This window comes from uncultured Sphingomonas sp. (genome assembly GCF_913776855.1).
Lineage (GTDB): Bacteria > Pseudomonadota > Alphaproteobacteria > Sphingomonadales > Sphingomonadaceae > Sphingomonas.
In genome coordinates this window covers 203,918-226,444 of the sequence record NZ_CAJYQD010000014.1, presented here as the reverse complement: position 1 = coordinate 226,444, position 22,527 = coordinate 203,918, and the positions used below count along the sequence as shown (strand labels likewise).

The 22,527-nt window shown below is 65.9% G+C and carries 23 protein-coding genes and 1 tRNA gene; 9 read left to right on the top strand and 15 right to left on the bottom strand.

Features of this window, described 5'->3' with window-relative positions:
* Nucleotides 1-1,364, bottom strand: a 1,364-nt coding sequence (locus tag QZ755_RS04000) for an LON peptidase substrate-binding domain-containing protein (RefSeq protein ID WP_294319978.1), incomplete at its 3' end; no start/stop codon positions are given.
* Between the two features lie 94 nt (nucleotides 1,365-1,458).
* On the opposite strand from QZ755_RS04000, the gene QZ755_RS03995 reads away from it, so the two are divergent.
* Together QZ755_RS03995 and QZ755_RS03990 are read left to right on the top strand one after the other, a co-directional pair.
* On the top strand, nucleotides 1,459-3,138 hold the full coding sequence (locus QZ755_RS03995; RefSeq protein ID WP_294319976.1) for a M1 family metallopeptidase: 1,680 nt from the start codon (nucleotides 1,459-1,461) through the stop codon (nucleotides 3,136-3,138).
* A 26-nt stretch (nucleotides 3,139-3,164) separates the two neighbouring features.
* Nucleotides 3,165-3,380, top strand: coding sequence for a hypothetical protein (locus QZ755_RS03990; protein ID WP_294319974.1), 216 nt, complete (start codon nucleotides 3,165-3,167; stop codon nucleotides 3,378-3,380).
* On the opposite strand, the gene QZ755_RS03985 is transcribed toward QZ755_RS03990, so the two are convergent.
* From QZ755_RS03985 to QZ755_RS03955, 7 genes are all read right to left on the bottom strand, one after another.
* Nucleotides 3,364-4,533 (bottom strand): ionic transporter y4hA, encoded by a 1,170-nt coding sequence (locus tag QZ755_RS03985; RefSeq protein ID WP_294319973.1) that lies wholly within the window; start codon nucleotides 4,531-4,533, stop codon nucleotides 3,364-3,366. The genes QZ755_RS03990 and QZ755_RS03985 overlap by 17 nt on opposite strands.
* A 63-nt stretch (nucleotides 4,534-4,596) precedes the next feature.
* Nucleotides 4,597-5,295 carry an HAD family hydrolase gene (locus QZ755_RS03980; protein WP_294319971.1) on the bottom strand — a complete coding sequence of 233 codons (699 nt, stop codon included), beginning with the start codon at nucleotides 5,293-5,295 and terminating at the stop codon, nucleotides 4,597-4,599.
* 210 nt (nucleotides 5,296-5,505) lie between these two features.
* A complete protein-coding gene (gene clpX, locus QZ755_RS03975) occupies nucleotides 5,506-6,771 on the bottom strand; it encodes an ATP-dependent Clp protease ATP-binding subunit ClpX (RefSeq protein ID WP_055756400.1) in 1,266 nt (421 codons plus the stop codon).
* A 128-nt stretch (nucleotides 6,772-6,899) separates the two neighbouring features.
* Entirely contained in the window at nucleotides 6,900-7,529 is a 630-nt protein-coding gene (locus tag QZ755_RS03970) for an ATP-dependent Clp protease proteolytic subunit (protein WP_294319968.1), read from the bottom strand.
* Between the two features lie 94 nt (nucleotides 7,530-7,623).
* Nucleotides 7,624-8,562 (bottom strand): glycosyltransferase family 2 protein, encoded by a 939-nt coding sequence (locus tag QZ755_RS03965; protein ID WP_294319966.1) that lies wholly within the window; start codon nucleotides 8,560-8,562, stop codon nucleotides 7,624-7,626.
* A 107-nt stretch (nucleotides 8,563-8,669) separates the two neighbouring features.
* On the bottom strand, nucleotides 8,670-10,280 hold the full coding sequence (gene tig, locus QZ755_RS03960; RefSeq protein WP_294319964.1) for a trigger factor: 1,611 nt from the start codon (nucleotides 10,278-10,280) through the stop codon (nucleotides 8,670-8,672).
* A 67-nt stretch (nucleotides 10,281-10,347) separates the two neighbouring features.
* Nucleotides 10,348-10,432 (bottom strand) — tRNA-Leu (locus QZ755_RS03955).
* Between the two features lie 136 nt (nucleotides 10,433-10,568).
* Between QZ755_RS03955 and QZ755_RS03950 the strand changes: the two genes are divergently transcribed.
* Both QZ755_RS03950 and QZ755_RS03945 read left to right on the top strand, forming a co-directional pair.
* Nucleotides 10,569-10,799 (top strand): hypothetical protein, encoded by a 231-nt coding sequence (locus QZ755_RS03950; protein WP_294319962.1) that lies wholly within the window; start codon nucleotides 10,569-10,571, stop codon nucleotides 10,797-10,799.
* A 1-nt stretch (nucleotide 10,800) separates the two neighbouring features.
* Entirely contained in the window at nucleotides 10,801-11,019 is a 219-nt protein-coding gene (locus tag QZ755_RS03945; RefSeq protein WP_294319960.1) for a hypothetical protein, read from the top strand.
* 44 nt (nucleotides 11,020-11,063) lie between these two features.
* Here the strand turns inward: QZ755_RS03945 and QZ755_RS03940 are convergent, their stop codons facing one another.
* The 4 genes from QZ755_RS03940 to gatC form a co-directional block, all read right to left on the bottom strand.
* A complete protein-coding gene (locus QZ755_RS03940) occupies nucleotides 11,064-11,690 on the bottom strand; it encodes a peptidylprolyl isomerase (RefSeq protein WP_294319958.1) in 627 nt (208 codons plus the stop codon).
* Nucleotides 11,690-13,174: an Asp-tRNA(Asn)/Glu-tRNA(Gln) amidotransferase subunit GatB gene (gene gatB, locus QZ755_RS03935; protein WP_294319956.1), complete on the bottom strand. Its 1,485-nt coding sequence runs from the start codon at nucleotides 13,172-13,174 to the stop codon at nucleotides 11,690-11,692. Before gatB ends, QZ755_RS03940 begins: the two co-directional genes overlap by 1 nt.
* A gap of 123 nt (nucleotides 13,175-13,297) precedes the next feature.
* Nucleotides 13,298-14,779 (bottom strand): Asp-tRNA(Asn)/Glu-tRNA(Gln) amidotransferase subunit GatA, encoded by a 1,482-nt coding sequence (gatA, locus tag QZ755_RS03930; protein WP_294319954.1) that lies wholly within the window; start codon nucleotides 14,777-14,779, stop codon nucleotides 13,298-13,300.
* Entirely contained in the window at nucleotides 14,779-15,066 is a 288-nt protein-coding gene (gene gatC, locus QZ755_RS03925) for an Asp-tRNA(Asn)/Glu-tRNA(Gln) amidotransferase subunit GatC (RefSeq protein ID WP_242192230.1), read from the bottom strand. The genes gatA and gatC overlap by 1 nt, the downstream gene beginning before the upstream one ends.
* Nucleotides 15,067-15,173: 107 nt before the next feature.
* Between gatC and QZ755_RS03920 the strand changes: the two genes are divergently transcribed.
* Genes QZ755_RS03920 through QZ755_RS03905 form a run of 4 tightly spaced genes read left to right on the top strand, consistent with a single transcriptional unit; the run spans nucleotide 15,174 to nucleotide 18,988 of the window.
* Complete coding sequence (locus tag QZ755_RS03920) at nucleotides 15,174-16,283, top strand: DUF3089 domain-containing protein (protein ID WP_294319948.1); 1,110 nt, start codon at nucleotides 15,174-15,176, stop codon at nucleotides 16,281-16,283.
* On the top strand, nucleotides 16,280-16,750 hold the full coding sequence (gene ruvX, locus QZ755_RS03915; RefSeq protein WP_294319947.1) for a Holliday junction resolvase RuvX: 471 nt from the start codon (nucleotides 16,280-16,282) through the stop codon (nucleotides 16,748-16,750). The genes QZ755_RS03920 and ruvX overlap by 4 nt, the downstream gene beginning before the upstream one ends.
* Nucleotides 16,751-16,790: 40 nt before the next feature.
* A complete protein-coding gene (locus QZ755_RS03910; RefSeq protein ID WP_294319944.1) occupies nucleotides 16,791-17,780 on the top strand; it encodes an aspartate carbamoyltransferase catalytic subunit in 990 nt (329 codons plus the stop codon).
* The gene (locus QZ755_RS03905; RefSeq protein WP_294319942.1) at nucleotides 17,777-18,988 is read left to right on the top strand and encodes an amidohydrolase family protein; all 1,212 of its coding nucleotides are present in this window, start codon (nucleotides 17,777-17,779) and stop codon (nucleotides 18,986-18,988) included. Before QZ755_RS03910 ends, QZ755_RS03905 begins: the two co-directional genes overlap by 4 nt.
* A 42-nt stretch (nucleotides 18,989-19,030) precedes the next feature.
* On the opposite strand, the gene QZ755_RS03900 is transcribed toward QZ755_RS03905, so the two are convergent.
* Genes QZ755_RS03900 through QZ755_RS03890 form a run of 3 tightly spaced genes read right to left on the bottom strand, consistent with a single transcriptional unit; the run spans nucleotide 19,031 to nucleotide 21,442 of the window.
* Nucleotides 19,031-20,338 carry a tetratricopeptide repeat protein gene (locus QZ755_RS03900; RefSeq protein WP_294319940.1) on the bottom strand — a complete coding sequence of 436 codons (1,308 nt, stop codon included), beginning with the start codon at nucleotides 20,336-20,338 and terminating at the stop codon, nucleotides 19,031-19,033.
* Nucleotides 20,335-20,730, bottom strand: a complete 396-nt coding sequence (locus tag QZ755_RS03895) for a hypothetical protein (RefSeq protein ID WP_294319939.1) — start codon at nucleotides 20,728-20,730, stop codon at nucleotides 20,335-20,337. The genes QZ755_RS03900 and QZ755_RS03895 overlap by 4 nt, the downstream gene beginning before the upstream one ends.
* Before the next feature lie 4 nt (nucleotides 20,731-20,734).
* A complete protein-coding gene (locus QZ755_RS03890; protein WP_294319937.1) occupies nucleotides 20,735-21,442 on the bottom strand; it encodes a ParA family protein in 708 nt (235 codons plus the stop codon).
* A gap of 154 nt (nucleotides 21,443-21,596) precedes the next feature.
* Here QZ755_RS03890 and QZ755_RS03885 point away from each other — a divergent pair, with 154 nt between their 5' ends.
* Nucleotides 21,597-22,526 (top strand): SPOR domain-containing protein, encoded by a 930-nt coding sequence (locus tag QZ755_RS03885; protein ID WP_294319935.1) that lies wholly within the window; start codon nucleotides 21,597-21,599, stop codon nucleotides 22,524-22,526.
* Nucleotide 22,527 lies beyond the last annotated feature (1 nt).

Below are 22,527 nucleotides of genomic sequence, written 5' to 3'. Positions count from 1 at the left end.
TGACCCAGCTTGTCGATCTCATCGAGCAGGAACAACGGGTTCGATGCGCCCGCCTTCTTCAGGTTGGTGACGATCTTGCCCGGCAGCGACCCGATATAGGTCCGGCGATGGCCGCGAATTTCGGCTTCGTCGCGCACACCGCCCAGCGACTGGCGAATGAACTCCCGGCCGGTCGCCTTGGCGATCGACTTGCCCAGGCTGGTCTTGCCGACGCCGGGCGGGCCGACCAGGCACAGGATCGGGCCTTTGAGCTTGTTGGTCCGCGCCTGCACGGCCAGATACTCGACGATCCGATCCTTGACCTTCTCCAGCGCATAATGGTCCTCGTCGAGTACCCCCTGCGCGACCGCAATATCCTTCTTGAGCTTCGACTTCTTACCCCACGGCAGCCCCAGCAGCACGTCGAGATAGTTGCGCACGACGGTCGCCTCGGCGCTCATCGGCGCCATGGTCTTGAGCTTCTTCAGCTCCGACGTTGCCTTGGTCCGTGCTTCCTTGCTCAGCTTCAGCGTCGCGATCTTCTGCGTCAGCTCGGCGACTTCGTCGCCATCGCCATCCTCGCCCTCGTTGCCGAGTTCGCGCTGGATCGCCTTCAACTGCTCGTTCAGATAATATTCGCGCTGCGTCTTCTCCATCTGCCGCTTCACGCGGCTGCGGATCTTCTTCTCGACCTGCAGGACGCCTAGTTCGCCTTCCATGAAGGCAAACACCATTTCCAGCCGCTTGTGCGGATCGGCTTCGACCAGCAGCGCCTGCTTGTCCGCAACCTTTACTGCGATATTGCCCGCGACCGCATCGGCAAGGCGCGAGGGATCGTCCAGCTCGGACAGTTGCACCGCGGTTTCAGCGGGCAGTTTCTTGTTGAGCTTGGCGTAATTCTCGAACTGATCGACCACCGAACGCATCAGCGCCTTCAGCTCGGCGCTCGGCTGGGCGATCGCGTCGGCGACGCGCTCCTCCATGCCTGCATCGGCATCTTCCAGCGTCGTGTCGTCGGCTTCCGTGGGCGTCACCGTCGCCACCAGATAATTGTCGACCGTCTCCAGTCCGGTCAGCGTCGCGCGCGCCTTGCCCGATACCAGCACCCGCACGGTGCCGTCGGGCAGCTTCAGCATCTGCATGACCTCGGCCGACACGCCGACATCGTACAGATCCTCGCGTGCCGGATCGTCCTCCCCCGGATCGAGCTGCGCGACGAGGAAGATTTCCTTCTTATTCGCCATCGCAGCTTCGAGTGCCGCGACCGACTTGTCGCGCCCGACGAACAGGGGCACGATCATGTGCGGAAACACGACAATATCACGCAGCGGCAATACCGGCAGCTTCAGCGGCTCGGACGAAACGGAATTGGTAATCTCGGACATGGACACTCCACGACCCGGCCGAAGCGCCGGACCCACGACCTTATATGGTGGCAATTGCCGCGCCATCAATCTCCGTTCGACGGCCCGCTGACCCATGATGGTATCCTATGCGCTGGCACTGGTCGCCGCGTTGCAGACGACGCCCGCCGACGCGACCGCGCCGGTGCATCCGATGACGCTACGTTCGGGCGGTCCGATCGGCGCAGATCGCGCGGCGTTGCGGATCGCCCATGCCGATCTGGCGATCGAGGCGTTGCCGGAGCGGCGGATGCTGTCGGCACGCGTCACGCTGACCCTGACCGCCCAAGCCGCAACGCCGCGGATTGCAATCGACCTCGACGACGCGCTCGCCGTGCGGTCGATCCGGGTCGACGGAGAAGTAATCGAACGTCCGAAATGGCGGCAGGCCGACGGCCAAGTCGTCATCGAAACCCCGCTTGCCACCGGGCAGCGCGCAAAGGTCGAAATCGTCTATGCCGGAAGCCCGCACGTCGCCAAGCGCGCGCCGTGGGACGATGGCTTCGTGTGGAGCGAATGGCACGGCAAGCCATGGTTCGGCACGACCGCGCAGGACAGCGGTTGCGACCTGTGGTGGCCGTGTCTCGACTTTCCCGCCGGTGAGCCGGCATCGGTCGACCTGCACCTGACCATACCCACCGGGCTGTCGGCGCCGGCCAATGGCGTGCTGCGCGGGATCGATACCCTGCCCGATGGTCGTACCACCTGGCACTGGCACGCGGGCGCCACCAACCCTTATGCGCTGGCGATCAGCGTCGGCCCGTATCGTGAGATCAAGGGTCAGTATCGCAGCCGCTTCGGCAACATCATCCCGCTCCACTTCTGGCACCTGGAGGGGAAGGAGGCGCAGGCGCAGCAGTTGTTCGCCGAATTCGCCCCGACGCTGGATTTCTTCGAATCGACCATCGGCCCCTATCCGTTCGGCAACGAAAAGGTCGGCGTGGTGGAGACGCCGTATCTCGGCATGGAGCATCAGACGATCAACGCCTACGGCAATGGCTACAAGCCCGCGCCCGAAGGGTTCGACTGGCTGTTCCAGCATGAATTCAGTCACGAATGGTTCGGCAATCAGGTGACCGCCGCCGACTGGGACGATTTCTGGCTGCACGAAGCGTTCGCGTCGTACATGCAGCCGCTCTCCGGCAAATGGCGCGAAGGAGACGCACGCTACCTGTCGATGCTGCTGATCCAGCGGCAGCGCGTCGCCAACCGCGCGCCGATCGTATCGGGCCGGTCGATGACGACGCGGGAGGTGAATGGCGACACCGGTCCCGGCACGGATGTCTATTTCAAGGGCGCTTGGATGCTGCACAGCCTGCGTCACCTGATCGGCGATCGCGCGTTCTTCGCAGCCACCCGGCGACTGGTCTATGGCCGCCCCGATCCGAAGCCCGGCAATTTCACGCCCCGCTTCGCCACCACCCGCGATTTCGAGCGGGCCGTGACGCAGGAGACCGGCAAGGATTTCGGCTGGTTCTTCGATGCGTATCTTCGGCAAGCGGCGCTGCCCGACCTCATCGAACAGCGCGACGATACCCGCCTGACCCTGCGCTGGCAGGTGCCGGGCAACGGCGCCTTCCCCATGCCGGTCGAGGTCGAAGTCGACGGCGTGCGACAGACGCTGGCGATGACCGGGGGAACGGGGAGCATCGCCGTCCCCCGTGGCGCGCACATCGTCATCGATCCGATGGCATGGCTGCTGCGCCGCTCACCCGCGATCGAACGGATGCAGGCGCCGCGCGTTGCAACGCCATGACCCTCCTTTCGAGACGCGCCGCCGAAATGGCAGCCACCTTCATGATCGGCGACGGGCTGCTTGGCCTGCTACAGCCCCGCCGTCACGTCGGCCTGTGGCAGGAAGAGGCCGGCGGCGCGCAGCTGCTGGTCCGGCCGTTCGTCGGTCGTCCGGCGCTCCGCCGCGCCTATGGCATCGCACAGATCGCTGCCGGACTGGCGCTCGCCGCCCGGCAGCGCTCGGCGTTCAGGGAACGACCGTAATGAACAAATAGGCAGCGAAGATCGTCAGGTGGACGATGCCCGACAACACCGTCGTCCGCCCATTGCCCAGCGTCAGCGTCGCCACCAACAGGGACAGCGCGAACAGCACCATCGATTTGGCATCGATACCAAGCGACAGTGGCCACCCCATCACCAACGATACGATCGCCACGCTGGGAATCGTCAGGCCGATGGTGGCGAGTGCCGATCCCATCGCAAGGTTCAGGCTGGTCTGCAGTCGATCCTTGCGCGCCGCCTTCACCGCCGCCAGGCTTTCCGGCGCCAGCACCAGTCCCGCGATCAGAATACCGACGACGGCCAACGGCAGCCCCGCACCCAGCACCGCCGATTCGATCGCCGGAGACAGGTCCTTGGCCAGAAGCACCACACCGACCAACGCAACCAGCAGCACCCCGAACGCGATCCACGCCGTGCCCGCGCCGGGCGGCTCGGCATGGGCGTCCTTCGGCAGCGATCCGTCGCCCGCCGGCAGGAAATAATCCCGGTGTCGCACTGTCTGCACCATCACGAACGTCGCATAGAGAATGACCGAAACGATCGCGACGAAGGCCAATTGCGATGGCGATAGCGTCGGTCCCGCCACGCTGGACGTATAGTTCGGCAGCACCAGCGACAGCACCGCCATCGCCGCCAGCACCGACAGCGCCGCACTAACCCCGCGCAGCACGAACCGCTGCTCGTGATGGCGGATGCCACCGACCAACAGGCAGATGCCGACGATGAAGTTCAGGATGATCATGATCGCGGCGAACACCGTATCGCGTGCCAGCGTGGCGACATCGCCCGAACCGGACAGCATCAGCGACACGATCAGTGACACCTCGATCACCGTCACCGCAACCGCCAGTACCAGCGTTCCGAACGGCTCGCCCACCTTGTGCGCGACGACTTCGGCATGATGCACCGCCGCGATCACGCACCCGATCATCACCGCCGCCGCAAGCCCCGCCCCAATCCCGCTCGCCTTCGCCAGGTTCAGCAGGATCGCCACCAATCCCAACACCGGTACGATCATCGACCACCAGGGCAGCGCCGTGCGGTCGAGCAAAGCCCGTTTGGTTGCGGGTGTCACGACGGTTTCGCCCTGTTCCGCTGCCATCATCGCTTCATGGTCGTGTGCTGCCGACATCATCGCTCCCTGATCGTTACGCAAAGCCAATGCTTGGGCGGCGGGATGTTTCCTCCTCGAAGCCAATTAGCGCCCGATGGCATCGATCCAGACGGGTAACGCAGCAAGGTCCGGCAGTTGGCGAAAGCGGGGATGGTCGACCGGGGCCTCACCCGCTTCGTGCGACCAGGCCAATGGTTGCGGAACATGTGCGGCCCATGCCCCCGCCGCAAGCGCAGGCAGGACGTCGGACCGCATCGAATCGCCCGCCATCACCGCGCGGTCGGGCGCGGCACCATAACGATCGAACAGGCGTGCAAAAGTTTCGATCGTCTTGTCGCTCACGATCTCGACCCCGGCGAACCGGTCGCCCAGCCCGGACGCGGCAAGCTTGGCCTCCTGATGCAGCAGGTCGCCCTTCGTCACCAGGACCAGCCGACCACGTTCGGCCAGTTCATCGAGCGTTCCCTCGATCCCGTGCAACAGTTCGATTGGATGCGCCAGCAGCCGCCGACCTGCAGCGAGCAGATCGGCGATTATTCCGCTCGGCAAGCGCTCCCCGCCCAATTCCAGCGCGGTTTCGATCATCGACAGGGTGAAGCCCTTCGCACCATAGCCATAGAGCTTCAGGTTGCGCGCCTCGCACGCATCCAGCGTATCACGCGCGACATCGGCGCCGGCAAAGGGTCGGATCATCGCAGTGAAGGCGTCGTGCGCCTCCTCGAAATGACGCATATTGTGCCACAGCGTGTCGTCGGCATCGAGGCAGATAAGGTCGATCGGCATGAACGGGGGATAGCGCGACAAGCCCCCTGACAAAAGCCACCGCCCTATCGTCCTTCCCATGAAAGGCGGGACCCCTTGATGGGCAGCGTCGCACTTCGGTCGCGAACGTCCGACACGACGGACGTCGGCCTTCACCGGAATGACGAGCGAACGCAAAGCGGGCGCCGGTTGCCCGACGCCCGCTCGCTATACGGTCGGTAAACCCGCAGCCTATGCCGCGTCGCCCGCCTTCTTCTTCTCGGCATAGACGCGGACCGGTTCCTTGCGGCCCTCGATCACGTCCTTGTCCACCACGACCTCGTCCACGCCGTCCATCGACGGCAGGTCGAACATCGTGTCGAGCAGGATGCCCTCCAGGATAGAACGCAGCCCGCGTGCGCCGGTTTTGCGTTCGATCGCCCGCTTCGACACCGACACCAGCGCTTCGTCGTTGAAGCCGAGCTTCACGCCCTCCATGTCGAACAGCTTCTGATACTGTTTGACCAGTGCGTTCTTCGGCTCCGTCAGGATCTTGATGAGCGCAGCCACATCAAGGTCCTCGAGCGTAGCGATCACCGGCAGACGGCCAACGAATTCAGGTATCAGGCCGAACTTCAGCAGATCTTCAGGCTCGGTCTGGCGCAGCACCTCGCCGGTGCGACGCTCTTCCGGTGCCGCGACATACGCGCCGAAGCCGATCGACTTACCCTGCAGGCGGTCGGCAATGATCTTTTCCAGACCTGCGAACGCACCGCCGCAGATGAACAGGATGTTCGTCGTGTCGACCTGCAGGAACTCCTGCTGGGGGTGCTTGCGGCCACCCTGCGGCGGAACCGACGCGGTGGTGCCTTCCATCAGCTTCAGCAGCGCCTGCTGCACGCCTTCGCCCGACACGTCGCGCGTGATCGACGGATTCTCCGCCTTGCGGCTGATCTTGTCGATCTCGTCGATGTACACGATGCCGCGCTGTGCCCGCTCGACATTATAGTCGGATGCCTGCAGCAGCTTCAGGATGATGTTCTCGACATCCTCACCGACATAGCCGGCTTCGGTCAGCGTCGTCGCATCGGCCATGGTGAACGGCACGTCGAGGATGCGCGCGAGCGTCTGTGCCAGCAGCGTCTTGCCGCAACCCGTCGGACCGACCAGCAGGATGTTCGACTTCGCCAGTTCGACGTCGGCACCCTTCTGCCCGTGGTTCAACCGCTTGTAATGGTTGTGAACCGCGACCGACAGCACGCGCTTCGCCTGCTTCTGCCCGATGACATAGTCGTCCAGCACATTGCAGATTTCCTGCGGCGTCGGGACCCCGCCGTCCTTCTTGGCGACCAATGCCGACTTCGTTTCCTCACGGATGATGTCGTTGCACAGTTCGACGCATTCGTCGCAGATGAACACGGTCGGACCCGCGATCAGCTTGCGCACCTCGTGCTGCGACTTGCCGCAGAACGAGCAGTACAGGGTGCTCTTGGAGTCGCCGCCGCTGAGCTTCGTCATTCAAATCATCTCCCGCGCCGCTATGGCACGTATTGGCGCCTGTCAGGATACACACAGGCTTGTATCCGGCAATGCATTAAAAGTTTACCCGCCCGAGCCACCGGATGAGGCGCCGGGCGGGGAACCGCTTATGCGGCCGGAGCAGCCTCTTCCGGCGCGCCCGGACGCTTGTCGAATACCTGATCGACCAGGCCGAATGCCTTCGCTTCGTCCGCTTCGAGGAACGTGTCGCGGTCCATTGCCCGTTCGATCTCTTCCAGCGGCTTGCCGGTATACTTCACGTACAGCGCGTTCATCCGGTCCTTGATGCGCTGGATTTCCTTGGCCTGGATCTGGATGTCCGACGCCATGCCCTGCGCACCGCCCGAGGGCTGGTGGATCATGATGCGGGCGTTGGTCAGCGCCACGCGCATCCCCGGCTCGCCCGCCGCCAGCAGGAAGCTGCCCATCGACGCGGCCTGCCCGATGCATACCGTGCCGACGCGCGGGCGGATATACTGCATCGTGTCGTGGATCGCCATGCCGGCCGTCACCACCCCGCCCGGCGAGTTGATGTACATCCAGATGTCCTTCTTCGGATTTTCCGATTCGAGGAACAGCAGCTGTGCGGTGATGAGCGAGGCCATATGGTCCTCGACGCCGCCGGTCACGAACACGATCCGCTCACGCAACAGGCGCGAATAGATGTCGAAGCTGCGCTCCCCGCGGCTCGACTGTTCGATGACGATGGGGACGAGGCCGTCGTGAATATCTAGCATTGGGTTCCCGCTGAGTAGGTTTCGATGCCCTACATCGGCGCTCGCGACAGACGGCGCAAGGGGCCAGCGCATCGCTACGGCCCCGGAATGATGGTTATCGTGCGCCGGGCACCCCGCCCGGTGCCGGATGGGCAAGATACGCCAGCCGTCGCACCTCCCGCCGCCCGCGCACCACGGTGTCGAGGATCAGGCCCGAGAACAGGCAGAGCGACGCGAGGATGACAAGGCCGGTCGCGAGAATCGCGGTCGGGAACCGCGGTACCAGACCGGTGTGAAGGTATGTGATGGCCAACGGCACCGCGAGCACAACCGCAATCAGGGCGAGGATCAGGCCGACCGCGCCAAAGAACCACAGCGGTCGTTCGATCCGGTAGAGCGTCGCGATCGTCCGGGCGATGCGAAATCCGTCCCCATAGGTCGACAGCTTGGACGCAGACCCCTCCGGTCGCGCGAAATAGCGCGTCGTAATCTCTGCGACCGGCATCCGTAGTTCGAGCGCATGGACGCTGATCTCGGTCTCGATCTCGAACCCCGCCGACAATGACGGAAAGCTCTTTACGAACCGGCGGGAAAACACCCGGTAGCCTGACAGAATGTCGGTGAAGCTGCGCCCGAACAGCCGGGCCAGCATCCCGGTCAACATCGCATTGCCGAACCGGTGCCCGCGGCGATACGCCAGCGCCGCCTCGCTGACCCGCTGCCCGACAACCATGTCGAGTTGTTCGTCGAGCAGCCGCGCGACCAGTTCCGGTGCAGCTTCGGCATCGTAGGTCGCGTCTCCATCGGCCATCACATAGACGTCGGCATCGACATCGGCGAACATCCGCCGGACGACCGCGCCCTTGCCCTGTATCCGCTCGCTACGCACGACGGCACCCGCCGCCCGCGCGATCTCGATCGTACGGTCCGACGAATTATTGTCGTACACATAGATCGTCGCCTCCGGCAGCGCCGCGCGGAACCCCGCGATGGTCGCCCCGATCGCGGCTTCTTCGTTGTAGCAGGGCAGGAGGACGGCAACGGTCGTGGACATGCACCCGCGTACAACACCGGACGCCGCCGAAAGCAAGCGCCGGACATGCAAAGGCCGCCCGCTCCCCTTTCGGAAGCGGACGGCCCATTGCCTTCAGGACGGACCGATCAGCCTTCGCTGGCTTCGGTCTCGACCTTCTTCTTGGCACGCGGCTTCTTGGCCGGCGCCGGCGCTGCCTCGCCCTCCGCGGCTTCGGCCGGGGCTGCTTCCGCCTTCTTCGCCGGAGCCTTCTTGGCCGGGGCCTTCTTCTTCGGCGCTTCTTCTTCAGTACCGGCTTCGGCTTCCGCCGGAACCTCGGCGGCGGGCTTGGCCTTCGCGGCCTTCTTCACCGGCTTGGCATGGTCGTGATCGTGATCGCAATCCGGGCCATGCACGTGCGGCACGGCGCCCTCTTCGCTCTCGATCGCAGCTTCCAATTCCTCACGCGTCACTTCGCGGTCGGTGACCTCGGCCTTGCCGAACAGGAAGTCGACGACCTTGTCTTCGTACAGCGGGGCACGCAGCTGCGCGGCTGCCATCGGCTCCTGCTGCACATACTGGATGAAGCGCTGGCGATCTTCGGGGCCGTACTGCTGCGCGGCCTGCATGATCAGACGCTGCATTTCCTGCTGGCTGACCTCGATGCCGTTCTTCTGGCCGATCTCCGACAGGAGCAGGCCCAGGCGAACGCGACGCACCGCAATCTGGCGATAATCGTCACGCTCGGCTTCCAACTCGGCACGTGCCGCTTCCGGATCGGATTCGTGGCCGGCTTCGTGCTGCAGCTGCGCCCAGATCTGGTCGAACTCGGCCTCAACCATCGACGGCGGAACGTCGAAGTCATGACCGGCGGCCAGCTGATCGAGCAGCTTGCGCTTCATGTGGGTGCGGGTCAGGCCGTTCAGCTCCTGCTCGACCTGCCCCTTGATGAGGCCACGCAGCTGCTCCAGGCTTTCGAGGCCCAGCGACTTGGCGAACTCGTCGTCCGGACCGCCTTCGGCCGGAACCTTCACGTCGGTGATCTTGAGGTCGAAGGTCGCGGCCTTCCCCTTCAGATTTTCGGCCTGATAGTCGTCCGGGAAGGTGACGTTGATCGTCTTCTCGTCGCCCTTCTTCACGCCGACCAGCTGGTCTTCGAAGCCGGGGATCAGGCGGCCCGAACCGATTTCGATCGCCATGCCTTCGCCGGTACCACCATCGAACGCCACATCGTCGACCTTGCCGACGAAATCCATCACGACCAGATCACCGGTGGCGGCCGCGTGGCCTTCCTCGGCATCGTCATGACGCTTGTTGTTGCTGGCGAGCTGTTCGAGCTGCTGATCGACCACCGCTTCGTCGGCCGGAACGGTCAGGCGTTCCAGCTTCAGGTCGTCGATCGCCGGGGCCGGCACGTCGGGCAGGACTTCGAGCGACACGGCAACCGAAGCGTCCTGGCCCGGCGCATACTCGCCTTCCAGCGACACCTGCGGCGCGGTGGCGGGGCGCAGCTTCTGTTCGGCGATCAGCGTCTGGATGCCGTCCTGGATCGAGCTGTTCAGCGCGTCCTGCGACAGCGCTTCGCCGTGCATCTTGCGGATCAGGTTCGCGGGCACCTTGCCGGGGCGGAAGCCGGGCATCTTGATCGTCGGCGCAACCCGCTTCACTTCGGCATCGACCTTCGCGTCGACCTCGGCGGCGGTGATGGTCAGCGTGTAGGCGCGCTTCAGGCCCTCGTTCAACGTCTCGACAGTCTGCATTCTCACGGCTTTCGTCAAAAGAATCGAATGGAGCGGCTCCAGCTTCGACAGGCGCTGGCGGCGTCACTGGTGCGGGCGAAGGGAGTCGAACCCCCACATCTTTCGATACTGGAACCTAAATCCAGCGCGTCTACCAGTTCCGCCACGCCCGCCGAGCGGACGCCGCCGGCACGGGCGCGTCTATAGCAGCCATGCGCGTCGGGGCAAGCCGCCACGCTTCGCAGAGTTGCATCGCTCCGGCAACCCGTGCGTCTGGCGGACGTTGAAGCGTCGAAGGAGAGACAATTCATGCCCGTCGAACCCCCGATCCCCGCCGAAACGCCCGCCCCCGAACCGGGCGTCGCGCCGACCACGCCGCCGCCGGAACATCCGGCGCCCCAGACCGAACCCGGCCAGCCGACGGCGCCGCCACCGGAAATCGATGTTCCAGGTCCTGACATCGACGTGCCCAGCCCCATGCCTGGCGGCGATCCGGGGGTAACGCCGGTTCCCGGCCAGCCGGTAATGGAAGGACACTGACATGAGCGACCGCGATCGCAGCAGCCATCCCGACAGCGCCTCGCAGGACGATACCGATCGCCGCAGTGACATTGAAAGGGCGGTCGATACCGTCAATGGCGATGTCGAGCGCGGCGGCACTGCCACCGGTACGACCTCGCCCACCGAGCCGACCGTCTCGCCCGACACGGCGGGCGGATCGGGCGGAGTCGTCCGCAACCAGGACGCCGATGGGCAGTAGATCGTGCCAACCTCCCCTCCCCGATGCGGGAGGGGAGGTTTTCGTTATGGCGTCTCCCGCCGGGCGGTAATGATCTTGACTGGCGTACCCGGCATCTCGCCCTTGAACGCGCCGTTGCTCGCCTTGGCCGGATCGACCGGCGTGTCGAGAATCTTGACCAGAACATGGCGACCATCGACGATCCGGGCGAAAGCGGCATAGCCCTGCCCATCGCCCGGTACGCCCGGCGCGGCATCCAGCGTACGCCGCTGGTCGCCGACCGAAATGGTAAACTCGCCGCGCGCAGTCCCGACCCCGAGCCGCGCCACCGACAAGGTCCCGTCGGTATGCGACAACCCGGTCTGGGTCGTCGGTTCGTGCTTGATCGGCGGCAGCATCTTCTTCGCATCGGTATGCGGCCCGAACTGGACGAAGCCGAATTCCGGTCCGACCTTCACGATCCGATAGAAGCTGACGCCGTCGAGCCGTTTCTGGTCGACATAGCGGAGGAAATTCGCAGCGGTGATCGGCGCGCGCTTCACCTCGACCTCGACCGTCAGCGTGCCGGCGGTGGTGACGATCGCGACGCGAGGCAACGGTGGCACCGCGGTGGGCTGCGGAGCCGGCGTCTGGGCTAATGCCGGCCCGGCGAGAGCCAGCGCCACCAGTAGCACGCGTCGCGTCGTCTTCATCATCCCAGCGCCTTCTTCAGCAGGTCGTTGACGACGCCCGGATTGGCCTTGCCGCCCATCGCCTTCATCGTCTGACCGACGAAGAAACCGAACAGCTTGTCCTTGCCGCCGCGATAGTCGGCAACCTTGTCGGCGTTCTTCGCCATGACCTCGGCGATCACCGCTTCGATCGCGCCGGTATCGCTGGTCTGCTTGAGACCGCGCTCTTCAACGATGGCATTGGCGCCCTGCCCGGTTTCGAGCATGATTTCGAACACCTGCTTCGCCAGCGTTCCCGACAGCGTGCCGTCGGCTACCAGCTTGAGCAGTTCCGCGCCCTGTGCCGGCGACACCGGGCTGTCGCCGATGTTCTTGCCCAACCGATTTAGCGCGCCATACAGGTCGGAAATCAACCAGTTGGCAGCCGACTTTGCCGGCACGTCAGAACCGCATTCGGCCAGCAGCGCCTCGAACCAGCGCGCCGTTTCGACCTCCGCGGTCAGCACCGCTGCGTTGTACGCGGACAGGCCTAGTTCGCCTTCATAGCGCTGGCGCTTGGCATCGGGCAATTCGGGCAGGCTCGCGCGGCATTCGTCGAGAAACGCATCGTCCAGTTCGAGCGGCAGCAGATCGGGATCGGGGAAGTAGCGATAATCGTGCGCGTCTTCCTTCGACCGCATCGACCGCGTCACGCCCTTGTCCGGATCGAACAGGCGGGTTTCCTGCACGATGCGCCCGCCATCCTCCAGCACCGCGACCTGCCGGTTCGCCTCATATTCGATCGCGGCCATGACAAAACGCACCGAATTGACGTTCTTCGTCTCGGTCCGCGTTCCCAACTCCTCGCCCGGACGCCGCACCGATACGTTGACGTCGGCGCGCATCGACCCCTGGTCCATATTGCCGTCGCACGACCCGACATAGCGCAGGATCGTCCGAAGCTTCGACAGGTAGGCCCCCGCTTCTGCTGGCGAACGCATGTCGGGACGGCTGACGATTTCCATCAGCGCGACCCCCGACCGGTTGAGGTCGACATAGGAGCGCGTCGGATGCTGGTCGTGCATCAGCTTGCCGGCATCCTGCTCCACATGGATGCGCTCGACACCGATCGTCTTGGTTGGACTGTCGGGGTTCTTTTCGTCGAGGACGACGGTGATCGCCCCCTCGCCCACCAGCGGGTGATAGAGCTGGCTGATCTGATACCCCTGCGGCAGATCAGCGTAGAAGTAATTCTTGCGGTCGAAGCGCGACCATTTGTTGATGACCGCATCGATCGCCATGCCGGTACGCACCGCCTGGCGGATGCATTCGCGGTTCGGGGTCGGCAACATGCCGGGCATCGCCGCATCGACCAGCGACACCTGCGTATTCGGCTCGGCGCCGAACGCGGTCGCCGCACCTGAGAACAGCTTGGCGTTCGACGTGACCTGCGCATGGACTTCGAGGCCGATCACGACCTCCCAATCGCCGGTGGCACCACGGATGCGGTAGGTGGACTCAGTCATTTTCTTCTGCTCCGACCAGGGCGTTCCGTCGGGACTTTCTTCCTCCGACGAAACAACGCCCTGAACAATTCCGCTACAGCTTCGCCGATTACTTCGAGGAGCAATTCGGCGAGGAACTGCATCTCACCACCACTTGTCCGCTCGCGCGACGAACCCGGCGCGTTGCTCGATCGCCAAACCGGCGTTCAGCACGCCCTGTTCATCGAGCGGCTTGCCGATGATCTGCAACCCCAGCGGCAGGCCGTCCTTGTCGACGCCGCCCGGCACGCTCATCGCAGGCAGCCCAGCGAGCGACGACGGCACGGTGAAGACGTCGTTCAGGTACATCGCGATCGGATCGGCGCTCTTTTCGCCGAGCGCGAACGCCGCCGACGGTGCTGTCGGGGTCAGCAGCACATCGCACTGTTCCCACGCCTTCTCGAAGTCGCGCGCGATCAGCGTCCGCACCTTCTGCGCCTGCGTATAATAGGCATCGTAAAAGCCGGCGGAGAGCACATAGGTGCCGATCATGATCCGGCGCTTCACCTCGTCGCCGAAGCCGGCGGCGCGGGTCGCGGCGTACATGTCCTGCAGGCCCGCCCCTTCAGGCAGCACCCGCTGCCCGAACCGCACGCCGTCATAGCGCGCCAGGTTCGACGACGCTTCGGCCGGCGCGATGATATAATAGGCCGGCAGCGCATATTTGGTGTGCGGCAGTGAAACCTCGACGATCTCTGCCCCGGCATCCTTCAGCCAGTCGATGCCCTGTTGCCACAGCGCCTCGATCTCGGCCGGCATAGCGTCGACGCGATATTCCTTCGGGATGCCGACGCGCTTGCCGCGCAGATCGGCGTTCAGCCCCGCTTCCCATGCCGGTACGGGCAGGTCGAGCGAGGTCGAATCCTTTGGATCGAACCCGGCCATCGCCTCCAGCATGATCGCGCAGTCGCGCACGTCCCGCGCCATCGGCCCCGCCTGGTCGAGCGATGAGGCGAAGGCGACGACGCCGTAGCGCGAGCAGCGGCCATAGGTCGGCTTGATGCCTGTGATGCCGACAAAGGCGGCCGGCTGGCGGATCGACCCACCGGTGTCGGTGCCGGTCGCCGCCGGACACAGCCGCGCCGCGATCGCTGCCGAAGAGCCACCCGACGAGCCGCCCGGTGCCATCGGCGCGGTGTCGTTCGGCCGCCGCCACGGCGAAATGACGTTCCCGAACGCACTGGTTTCGTTGGACGACCCCATGGCGAACTGGTCGAGGTTCAGCTTCCCCAGCATCCCCGCACCGGCATTCCACAAATTGCCCGAGACGGTCGATTCATACTGGGGCACGAACCCCTTCAGGATGCCGCTCGCCGCCGTCGTCTCGACGCCCTGCGTGCAGAACAAATCCTTCATGCCGATCGGTACGCCGGCCAGGGGCTTTAGCGTCTCGCCGGCCGCGCGCGCCTCATCGGCAGCACGGGCGGCCGACAATGCATGTTCCGGGGTTTCGACGAGGAAGGCATTGAGCGGTTTCGCGGCGGCAACGGCGGTGATGAACGCATCGGCGACGTCGCGCGCCGAAAACGTCCCGGCACGCACGCCGTCGCGGATCGCGGCGACGCCAAGATCGGTCAGGTTCGCCACTATTCGATCACTTTCGGAACGGTGAAAAAGCCATGTTCGCCCTGCGGCGCATTGGCCAGCACCCGGTCGCGCACGTCACCATCGGTAACGACGTCGTCGCGCAGGCGCAGATGGTTGGGGATGACGGCGGTCATCGGCTCGACGCCCTGGGTGTCGACTTCGCCCAGCTGTTCGATCCAGCCAAGGATATTGCCGAGTTCAGGTGCCAGCTTTTCGGCTTCGGCATCGGTGATCGCGATACGGGCAAGGCCGGCCACGCGCTTTACGGTTGCAGGTTCGACGGACATGGGAAGGGCGGCTAGCATTACGACACGCCCCCCACAAGCACCCGCAAAGCGGTTGCGCACGTCCGCGCCTTCCCGCATCGATACCGTGAAAAGCGGTGGAGTCCGGATTGGCGCGCAAATTCCTGTATGTCGTGGCGACGCTGATCGTCCTCGTGATCGCGGGGGCGGTCGCCTATCGCATGTTCGGCAACGACCTGCTGCGCCGCGCGCTGGTGCCGGGCGTGGCGTTTCGCGCTGAACCGACCATTCCGTCGCGGCTCTATGCCGACAAGGCGATGTGGTTTGCTCGGCCCGGCCTGACGAACACGCCGGTCGACTGGCTGCCGCCGGGCGTCCAGCCAACGACGCCTGGCAAGGCCGAAATTTTCTTTATCCACCCGACGTCATTCGTCGGCACCGATCGGTGGAACGCGACGCTGGACGATGCCGAGACGAACGATCGCGCGCGAATTTTCCTGCGTGGACAGGCCAGCGCGTTCAATGCAGCGGGACGGGTATGGGTGCCGCGCTATCGCCAGGCGACGTTCGGTGCGTTCCTGACCAGCGCGACGGCGGCGGGCCAGGCGCTCGACCTCGCCTATCACGACATCGAATCGGCGTTCGACCGGTTTCTGGGCGATATAGACACCAAGAGCCCGATCATCCTCGCCGGACATAGCCAGGGCGCGCTCCACCTGACGCGGCTGCTGCGCGAGAAGGTCGCGGGGACGCCGCTCGCCCGGCGGATCGTTGCGGCCTATATCGTCGGATGGCCCGTGTCGAAGGTGACCGACGTCCCGGCACTGGGCCTGCCCGAATGCGCGAGCGCCGACCAGACAGGATGCCTGTTGTCGTGGCAGAGCTTCGCCGACCCGGCCGATCCGTTGCTGGTCGTCGAGCAATATGACGCCTCGACCGGGTTCGACGGACGATCGCGTGCCGGCACGCCGATGGTCTGCACCAACCCGTTGACCGGCACGCCCGATGCGCAGGCACCAGCCCTTGCCAATCTGGGCACGCTGATCCCCGACAAGTCGTTGGAGAACGCGACGATGACACCAGGACTGGTGCCGGCGCGCTGTGCCGACCGGGGCTTCCTGTCGATCGGCGACAGCCCACCCGACCTTGGCCCCTATGTGCTGCCGGGCAACAACTGGCACGTTTATGACTATAGCCTGTTCTGGGCGAATGTCCGCGCCGATGCGCTGCGTCGGCTGGCGACTTGGGAGAGACGATGATTACCGAAGACCGCACCGCCTTTCGCGACGCATTGCCCGAGGGCGGTCGGCTGATCGGGCTGGACGTCGGGACAAAGACGATCGGCACTGCGCTGTGCGACGCGGGATGGAGCTTTGCCAGCCCCGCCATACTGGTCAATCGCACGAAATTTACCGCCGACAAGGCGCAGTTGGTAACGCTGATCCGCCAGCAATCTGTGCGCGGCATCGTCATCGGCCTGCCGCTGAACATGGACGGCAGCGATTCGCCCCGTACTCAGTCGGTCCGCGCCTTTTCGCGCAATCTAGACGATCTGAACCTGCCGATCTTCCTGTGGGACGAACGCTGGTCGACCGTCGCCGTCGAACGGCAGATGATTGCGGAGGATCTGAGCCGCGCAAAGCGTGCCGAACGCGTCGACAAGCTGGCCGCCGCCTATATCCTGCAAGGGGCGATCGACGCGCTGGTCAACAACCCCCTCGCCTGACCTTGCACGCGCGCGCCACCCGGCCTAACCGGTCGCCTCGATGCCTATTTCAGACCACCGCCCCGCCGCCATGATCGATGGCGGCGCCGTTTTCCCGCATCGGCACCTGACCGGGATCGAGGGGTTGCAGCCCCACGAAATCCTGTTCCTGCTCGATGAAGCGGAGCAATGGATCGACGCCAATCGCAGCCGGGCGCCTGGCGACCAGCGGCTGAAGGGAATGACGCAGATCAACGCCTTCTTCGAAAACAGCACCCGCACGCTGCTGTCGTTCGAAATTGCCGGAAAGCGGCTGGGCGCGGACGTCGTCAACATGCACGCCGGCCAGTCGAGCGTGAAGAAGGGCGAGACGCTGATCGACACCGCGGTGACGCTGAACGCGATGCGCGCCGACGTGATCGTCATCCGCCACAGCTCGTCGGGCGCGGTGCAGCTGATCGCCGACAAGGTCGACTGCCCCGTACTGAACGCCGGCGACGGCTGGCACGAACACCCGACGCAGGCGCTGCTCGACGCGCTGACCATCCGCCGCCGGCTGGGCGAGATCGCGCACAAGCGGATCGTGATCTGCGGCGACATCCTGCACAGCCGCGTGGCGCGATCGAACATCCTCGCGCTGACGACGCTGGCCGCCGAAGTCCGCGTCGTGGCGCCCGCCACGCTGATGCCGCACGCGATCGAATCGATGGGCGTGACGCCGTTCACCGACTTCGACGCCGCGCTGGAGGGGGCCGATGTCGTGATGATGCTGCGGTTGCAGAACGAGCGGATGAACGGCGGCTTCATCCCGTCGACCCGCGAATATCATCTCCGCTACGGCCTGACCCGCGACCGGCTGAAGCGCGCCGAGCCGCACGCGATCGTGATGCATCCCGGCCCGATGAACCGGGGGATCGAAATTACCAGCGACGTCGCCGACGATCCGCAGCGATCGACGATCACCGAGCAGGTTGAAATGGGCGTGGCGGTCCGCATGGCCTGTCTCGACATACTGACCCGGCGCAGCCGTGGCGTGGAGGGCTGGGCATGAGCAGGCGGTTCACCGGGGGCACGCTGGTCTGCCCGGTCGGCGGGGTCGCAAGCCGTGACCTGTCGATCGATGGCGACGTGATCGTCGCCGATGCGGGCGATGCTGGCGATTCGGAAACCATCGATGCGACGGGCAAGCTGATCGCGCCGGCGATCGTCGACCTTGGCGTCTTCGGAATCGATGCCGCCGCCTGTCGCGCAGGGGGCATCGTCCGCGTCGGGCTGATGCCCGATCAGGCCCCCGTCCTGGACGATCCGGGCATCGTCGCGCGGGCGGCGCATATGGGCAAGCCCGACCTCTGGATCCATCCGATCGCCGCCGCGACGCAGGGGCTGCGCGGTACCGACCTCGCCGAAATGGCGATCAATGCCGAAGCGGGTGCGGTGGCCGTCGCCACCGGGCGGCGCTGGATCGCCGACAGCGGCGTGATGCGCAAGGTGCTGGCCTATGCCCGCGACTGCGGTCTGGTTGTCATCGCCCATGCCGAGGATGGCGGGCTGGCGGGTGACGCGGTGGCGACCGCCGGGGAAACCGCGACTCGTCTCGGTCTTCCCGCCGCTCCGGCGATGGCCGAGGCGTTGGCGATCGCCCGCGACGTGATGCTGGCGGAGGAAACCGGCGCGCGGCTGCATTTCCGTCAGGTGACGACGGCTGCCGGATTCGATCTGATCCGCGCGGCCAAGCGACGCGGCGTGCGTGTCACCTGCGGCATCACGCCGGCGCACCTGTATCTCTCCGACATCGCGATGAGTGATTTCCGCACCTTCGCCCACCTCTCCCCGCCGCTGCGCAGCGAAAGCGACCGACAGGCGGCACGCGCAGCGCTCGCCGACGGCACGATCGATGTATTGTGTTCGGGCCACGACCCGCGCGGACCGGAAGCGAAGCGCCTGCCCTTCTCCGATTCGGAGCCGGGCATGGCGGGGGCGGAGACGCTGCTGCCGCTCGCGCTGGGGATGGTGCGCGATGGGCTGATCGGCCTCGACCGGCTGTTCGCGCTGCTGTCGCGCAATCCGGCGCTGCTGCTGGGCCTCGAATCGGGCACTTTGGAGATTGGAGCGCCGGCCGACCTGATCGTGATCGATCAGGATGCGCCGTGGCAGGTGCGCGCCGATGCGCTGGCGGGCAAGGCGGCGAACACGCCGTTCGACGGCCTGCCGGTGCAGGGCCGCGCGGTGCGGGTGATAAAAGGCGGCGCATTCCTGTAAGGGAATGCGCCGCCACCTCCTGGGAGAGGACCGGGTAAAGACTTAGCGTGAAGCGAGGCGATCGGGACGTGCCCAGCTGGCGAGCTGTTCGCCGGCATGGGTACGGATGAAGCACCGATCGCCCTTGGCACGGATGCTGTTGCACAGCGACGTTGCATCGGTGCGGGCAAGGCCGCCGACCGACAACCGATAGAAGCTGGCCCCCCGGACGCTGGCCTGCATCCCCTGCGGCGGCAGCGCGGCGAGTCGTGGTACGTTGCGGCTCATCCGCCGCCATGCATTGCGGGCGACGCCAGCGGTATCGAATGCGCCGAGCTGGACGTAATAGTCGCCCTTCTCGGGCGCGACGGATGCAGTGCGGAACGGCTGCACGACCCCGCGCGATCGGGCCGCCATTCGCACCAGCTGCGGCTGCCGCTGATAGGTGTCGGGCAATGCCTGGACGATTTCGCGACGCGGGGCAAAGGTGATCGCCGGGCGGGCAATCGCCGCCATCTGTACCGGGGCGGGTACGGCGGGCACGACGGAAGTTTCGTCGACCGGTTTGACCGGGACGACCGCTGCCGGGACGTCGGGAACCGGATCGGCCTGTGCCAGCGCCACGGGGGCAGCCCCTGCCGGATCGGTCAGCGCGAGCTGCACCGGCTGCCCCCGATCGGCCGAGGGGGTGACGCCCAGCAGCGCAGCAACCTGTTGCGCGGCATGTTCCGGCCGGGCGAATGCCGCCCATTCCATCAACCGCTGATCGACCTGCGCCGGGGACATATCGACCGACGCGACCGTGCGGGCATCGACCCATCGACCGTCGAGCGCCAGCGCCAGCGCCAGGTTCTGGCGAATGGTCGCCGTTGCCGCCGGATCGCGCGCCGCTTCGCTCAGCAGCGCGATGCCGCCCGCCGGATCGCCCGCCAGCGCCAGCGCGAGTCCGCGATCGGCCGGCGAAATCCGCGCGGCATGGGCGGTCAGCGTTTCGCGTGCCGCCACCCATTCGCCGGTCGCGGTCTGCGCCAGCGCGAGGTTCAGCGCCGCGCGCGCATCGGCCGGGTTCAATGTCAGCACATCGGTAAAGGCCTGCGTCGCCGACGCAAACCGTCCGGCGGACAGATAAGCCCGCCCCAGCAGCGTGCGATAGGCCGCATCGCGCGGCGACAACGCGACGGCCTGTTCCGCAAAGGTCACGGCATCCGCCGCCCGTCGCTTGCCCAGCGCCTTGATCGCTTTCGCCGCGAACTTGCGCGCCACGCCGTCCTCGGCCGACGCCACCGCCACGGTGCCCCCGCCGACCAGCGCCAGCGATCCGCCCAGCATGGCCGTCGCGAGGCCGATCGATACCAGCAGATGCGTCTTCATGGCTTGCCCTTTGCAGCCCCATCGGGGGCGAGGCGCTGAACGAGCGCCGCGATGTCGGAGGCCGACGGGAGGGAGCGATCGAGCGCGTCGCGCACAAAGGCTTCCGGAGTGACATTGCAGACCGTCGCCGCCAGCCGCAGCCGCAGCATTCGGTCGGGGTCGAGGTCGAGGAGGATCGATTCACCGGCCGGCGACGGCGTTGCCGATACCGCCTGCAACTTCGCCCGATCGCGCAGGACCGCAGGCTTCGTGTCGCCCAGGTCGTTCCAGCCCAGATCGTCGCCGTCCTGGCTGGTGGCTGCGGTACCGTGCGGACGCATGGCGGGCCGTGCCTCACCCTTGCGGGCCAGCAGGGCCGAATGGATCTGGGCCGGGGGCTGCGGCGTGGTCATCTGCTTACCCCTGCCCCCGCCGCCCGAACCCGCCGGCCGACACCCGCATCGTGGTCGGCATGGTCGGCACGGCAAAGACGGTCCGACGAAAATTCTTTTCGAGGCGATCCTGGATATACAGCCACAGCGCCTCGATCTCGGCGCTCGACCGCGATGTCGGGTCGATTTCCATGACGGTGCGACCATCGACCATCGACGATGCGAAATCGACGCGATGGTGGATCGTGACCGGCGCCACCGTACCGTGCTGCGACAGGGCCATCGTCGCCTCCGTGGTGATCCGCGCGCCGGGCGTCGCGGCGTTGACGACGAACACCAGTGGCTTGCCCGCGCGGTCGCACAGATCGACCGTTGCCCCCACGGCGCGCAGGTCATGGGGGCTGGGGCGCGTCGGCACGACGATCAGTTCGGCGACAGCGATCACGCTCTGGATCGCCATGGTGATCGCCGGGGGCGTATCGATGATCGCCAGCTTGAAGCCGTGCGCACGCAGCGTTTCCAGGTCGGCGGCAAGGCGTGCGACCATCGTCTGGGCAAAGGCCGGTTCGTCGGTGACGCGTTCATTCCACCACGCCGCCAGCGACCCCTGCGGATCGATGTCGATCATCACGACCGGCCCGGCGCCTGCGCGTTCGGCCTGCACGGCCAGATGCCCGGACAAGGTCGTCTTGCCCGAACCACCCTTTTGCGAAGCCACCGCCAAAACGCGCATTGCGCCACCGTCTCCCATAATCTCCGCCTCTCGATGACATGCGGGCGGATAAGAAGGGGTTAACGCCGCGCTTCCCTTTGCGCGGGAGCGAAAGGCTTTCCGAACATGGTGAACCGCTGATAGAGGATCGCGACAGGACGCAGAGGGGATCGTGATGCGCGTAATGGTTGGGCTGGTGCTGGCAGGCGCGATGCTGTCGACGGTGGCAGGGGCCGATGTAAAGGCCGGGGTCGACGCCTGGGCGCGCGGCGACTGGGCCACGGCCGTCCGCGAATGGCAGCAGCCCGCCGCTGCCGGCGATGCCGATGCGCAGTTCAACCTGGGTCAGGCCTATAAGCTGGGGCGCGGCGTGCCGATGGACATGGCCCAGGCCGAACGCTGGTATGCGCTGGCCGCGCAGCAGGGGCATGTTCAGGCCGAGAATAATTACGGCCTGATCCTGTTCCAGAACGGCAAGCGCGCCGATGCGGTCAAATGGCTGGAGAAATCGTCGCAGCGGGGGGAGGCACGCAGCCAGTTCGTGCTGGGCACCATGCTCTTCAACGGCGATGCGGTGCCGAAGGACTGGCGGCGGGCCTATGCGTTGATGACGCGGGCATCGTCGGCGGGCCTGCCGCAGGCGGCATCGACGCTGGCGGAGATGGACCGCTACGTCCCGCTGCCCGATCGGCAGGCGGCGCTGGTGATGGCCCGTGATCTGGAACGCAATGCCGGGCGCCCCGTATTGGCATCCGTTCCACCCAAAGTCGCGACGCCGCGCCCGACGCCGGTCGCAACGCCCCGGCCGGCTCCTGCCCCACGCGCCACGCCGGTTGCGAAGGCGACGCCCGCCCCCGCACCAGCCGCCAAACCAGCGCCGATCCGCGACGGCGGTTGGCGGGTACAACTGGGCGCGTTCAAGGATGGCGGCAATGCCCGCCGCCTGTGGGGCAGCGTCGCGGGCAAGTTCAGCGGCCGCCAGCCCTATTACGAGCAGGCCGGCGCCAACACCCGCCTGCTGGTCGGCCCGTTCGCCAGCAGCGCGGAGGCGAGCCGCGCCTGCGCCGCGATCCGTCCCACGCCCTGCGTGCCGATGAAGCGCTGAC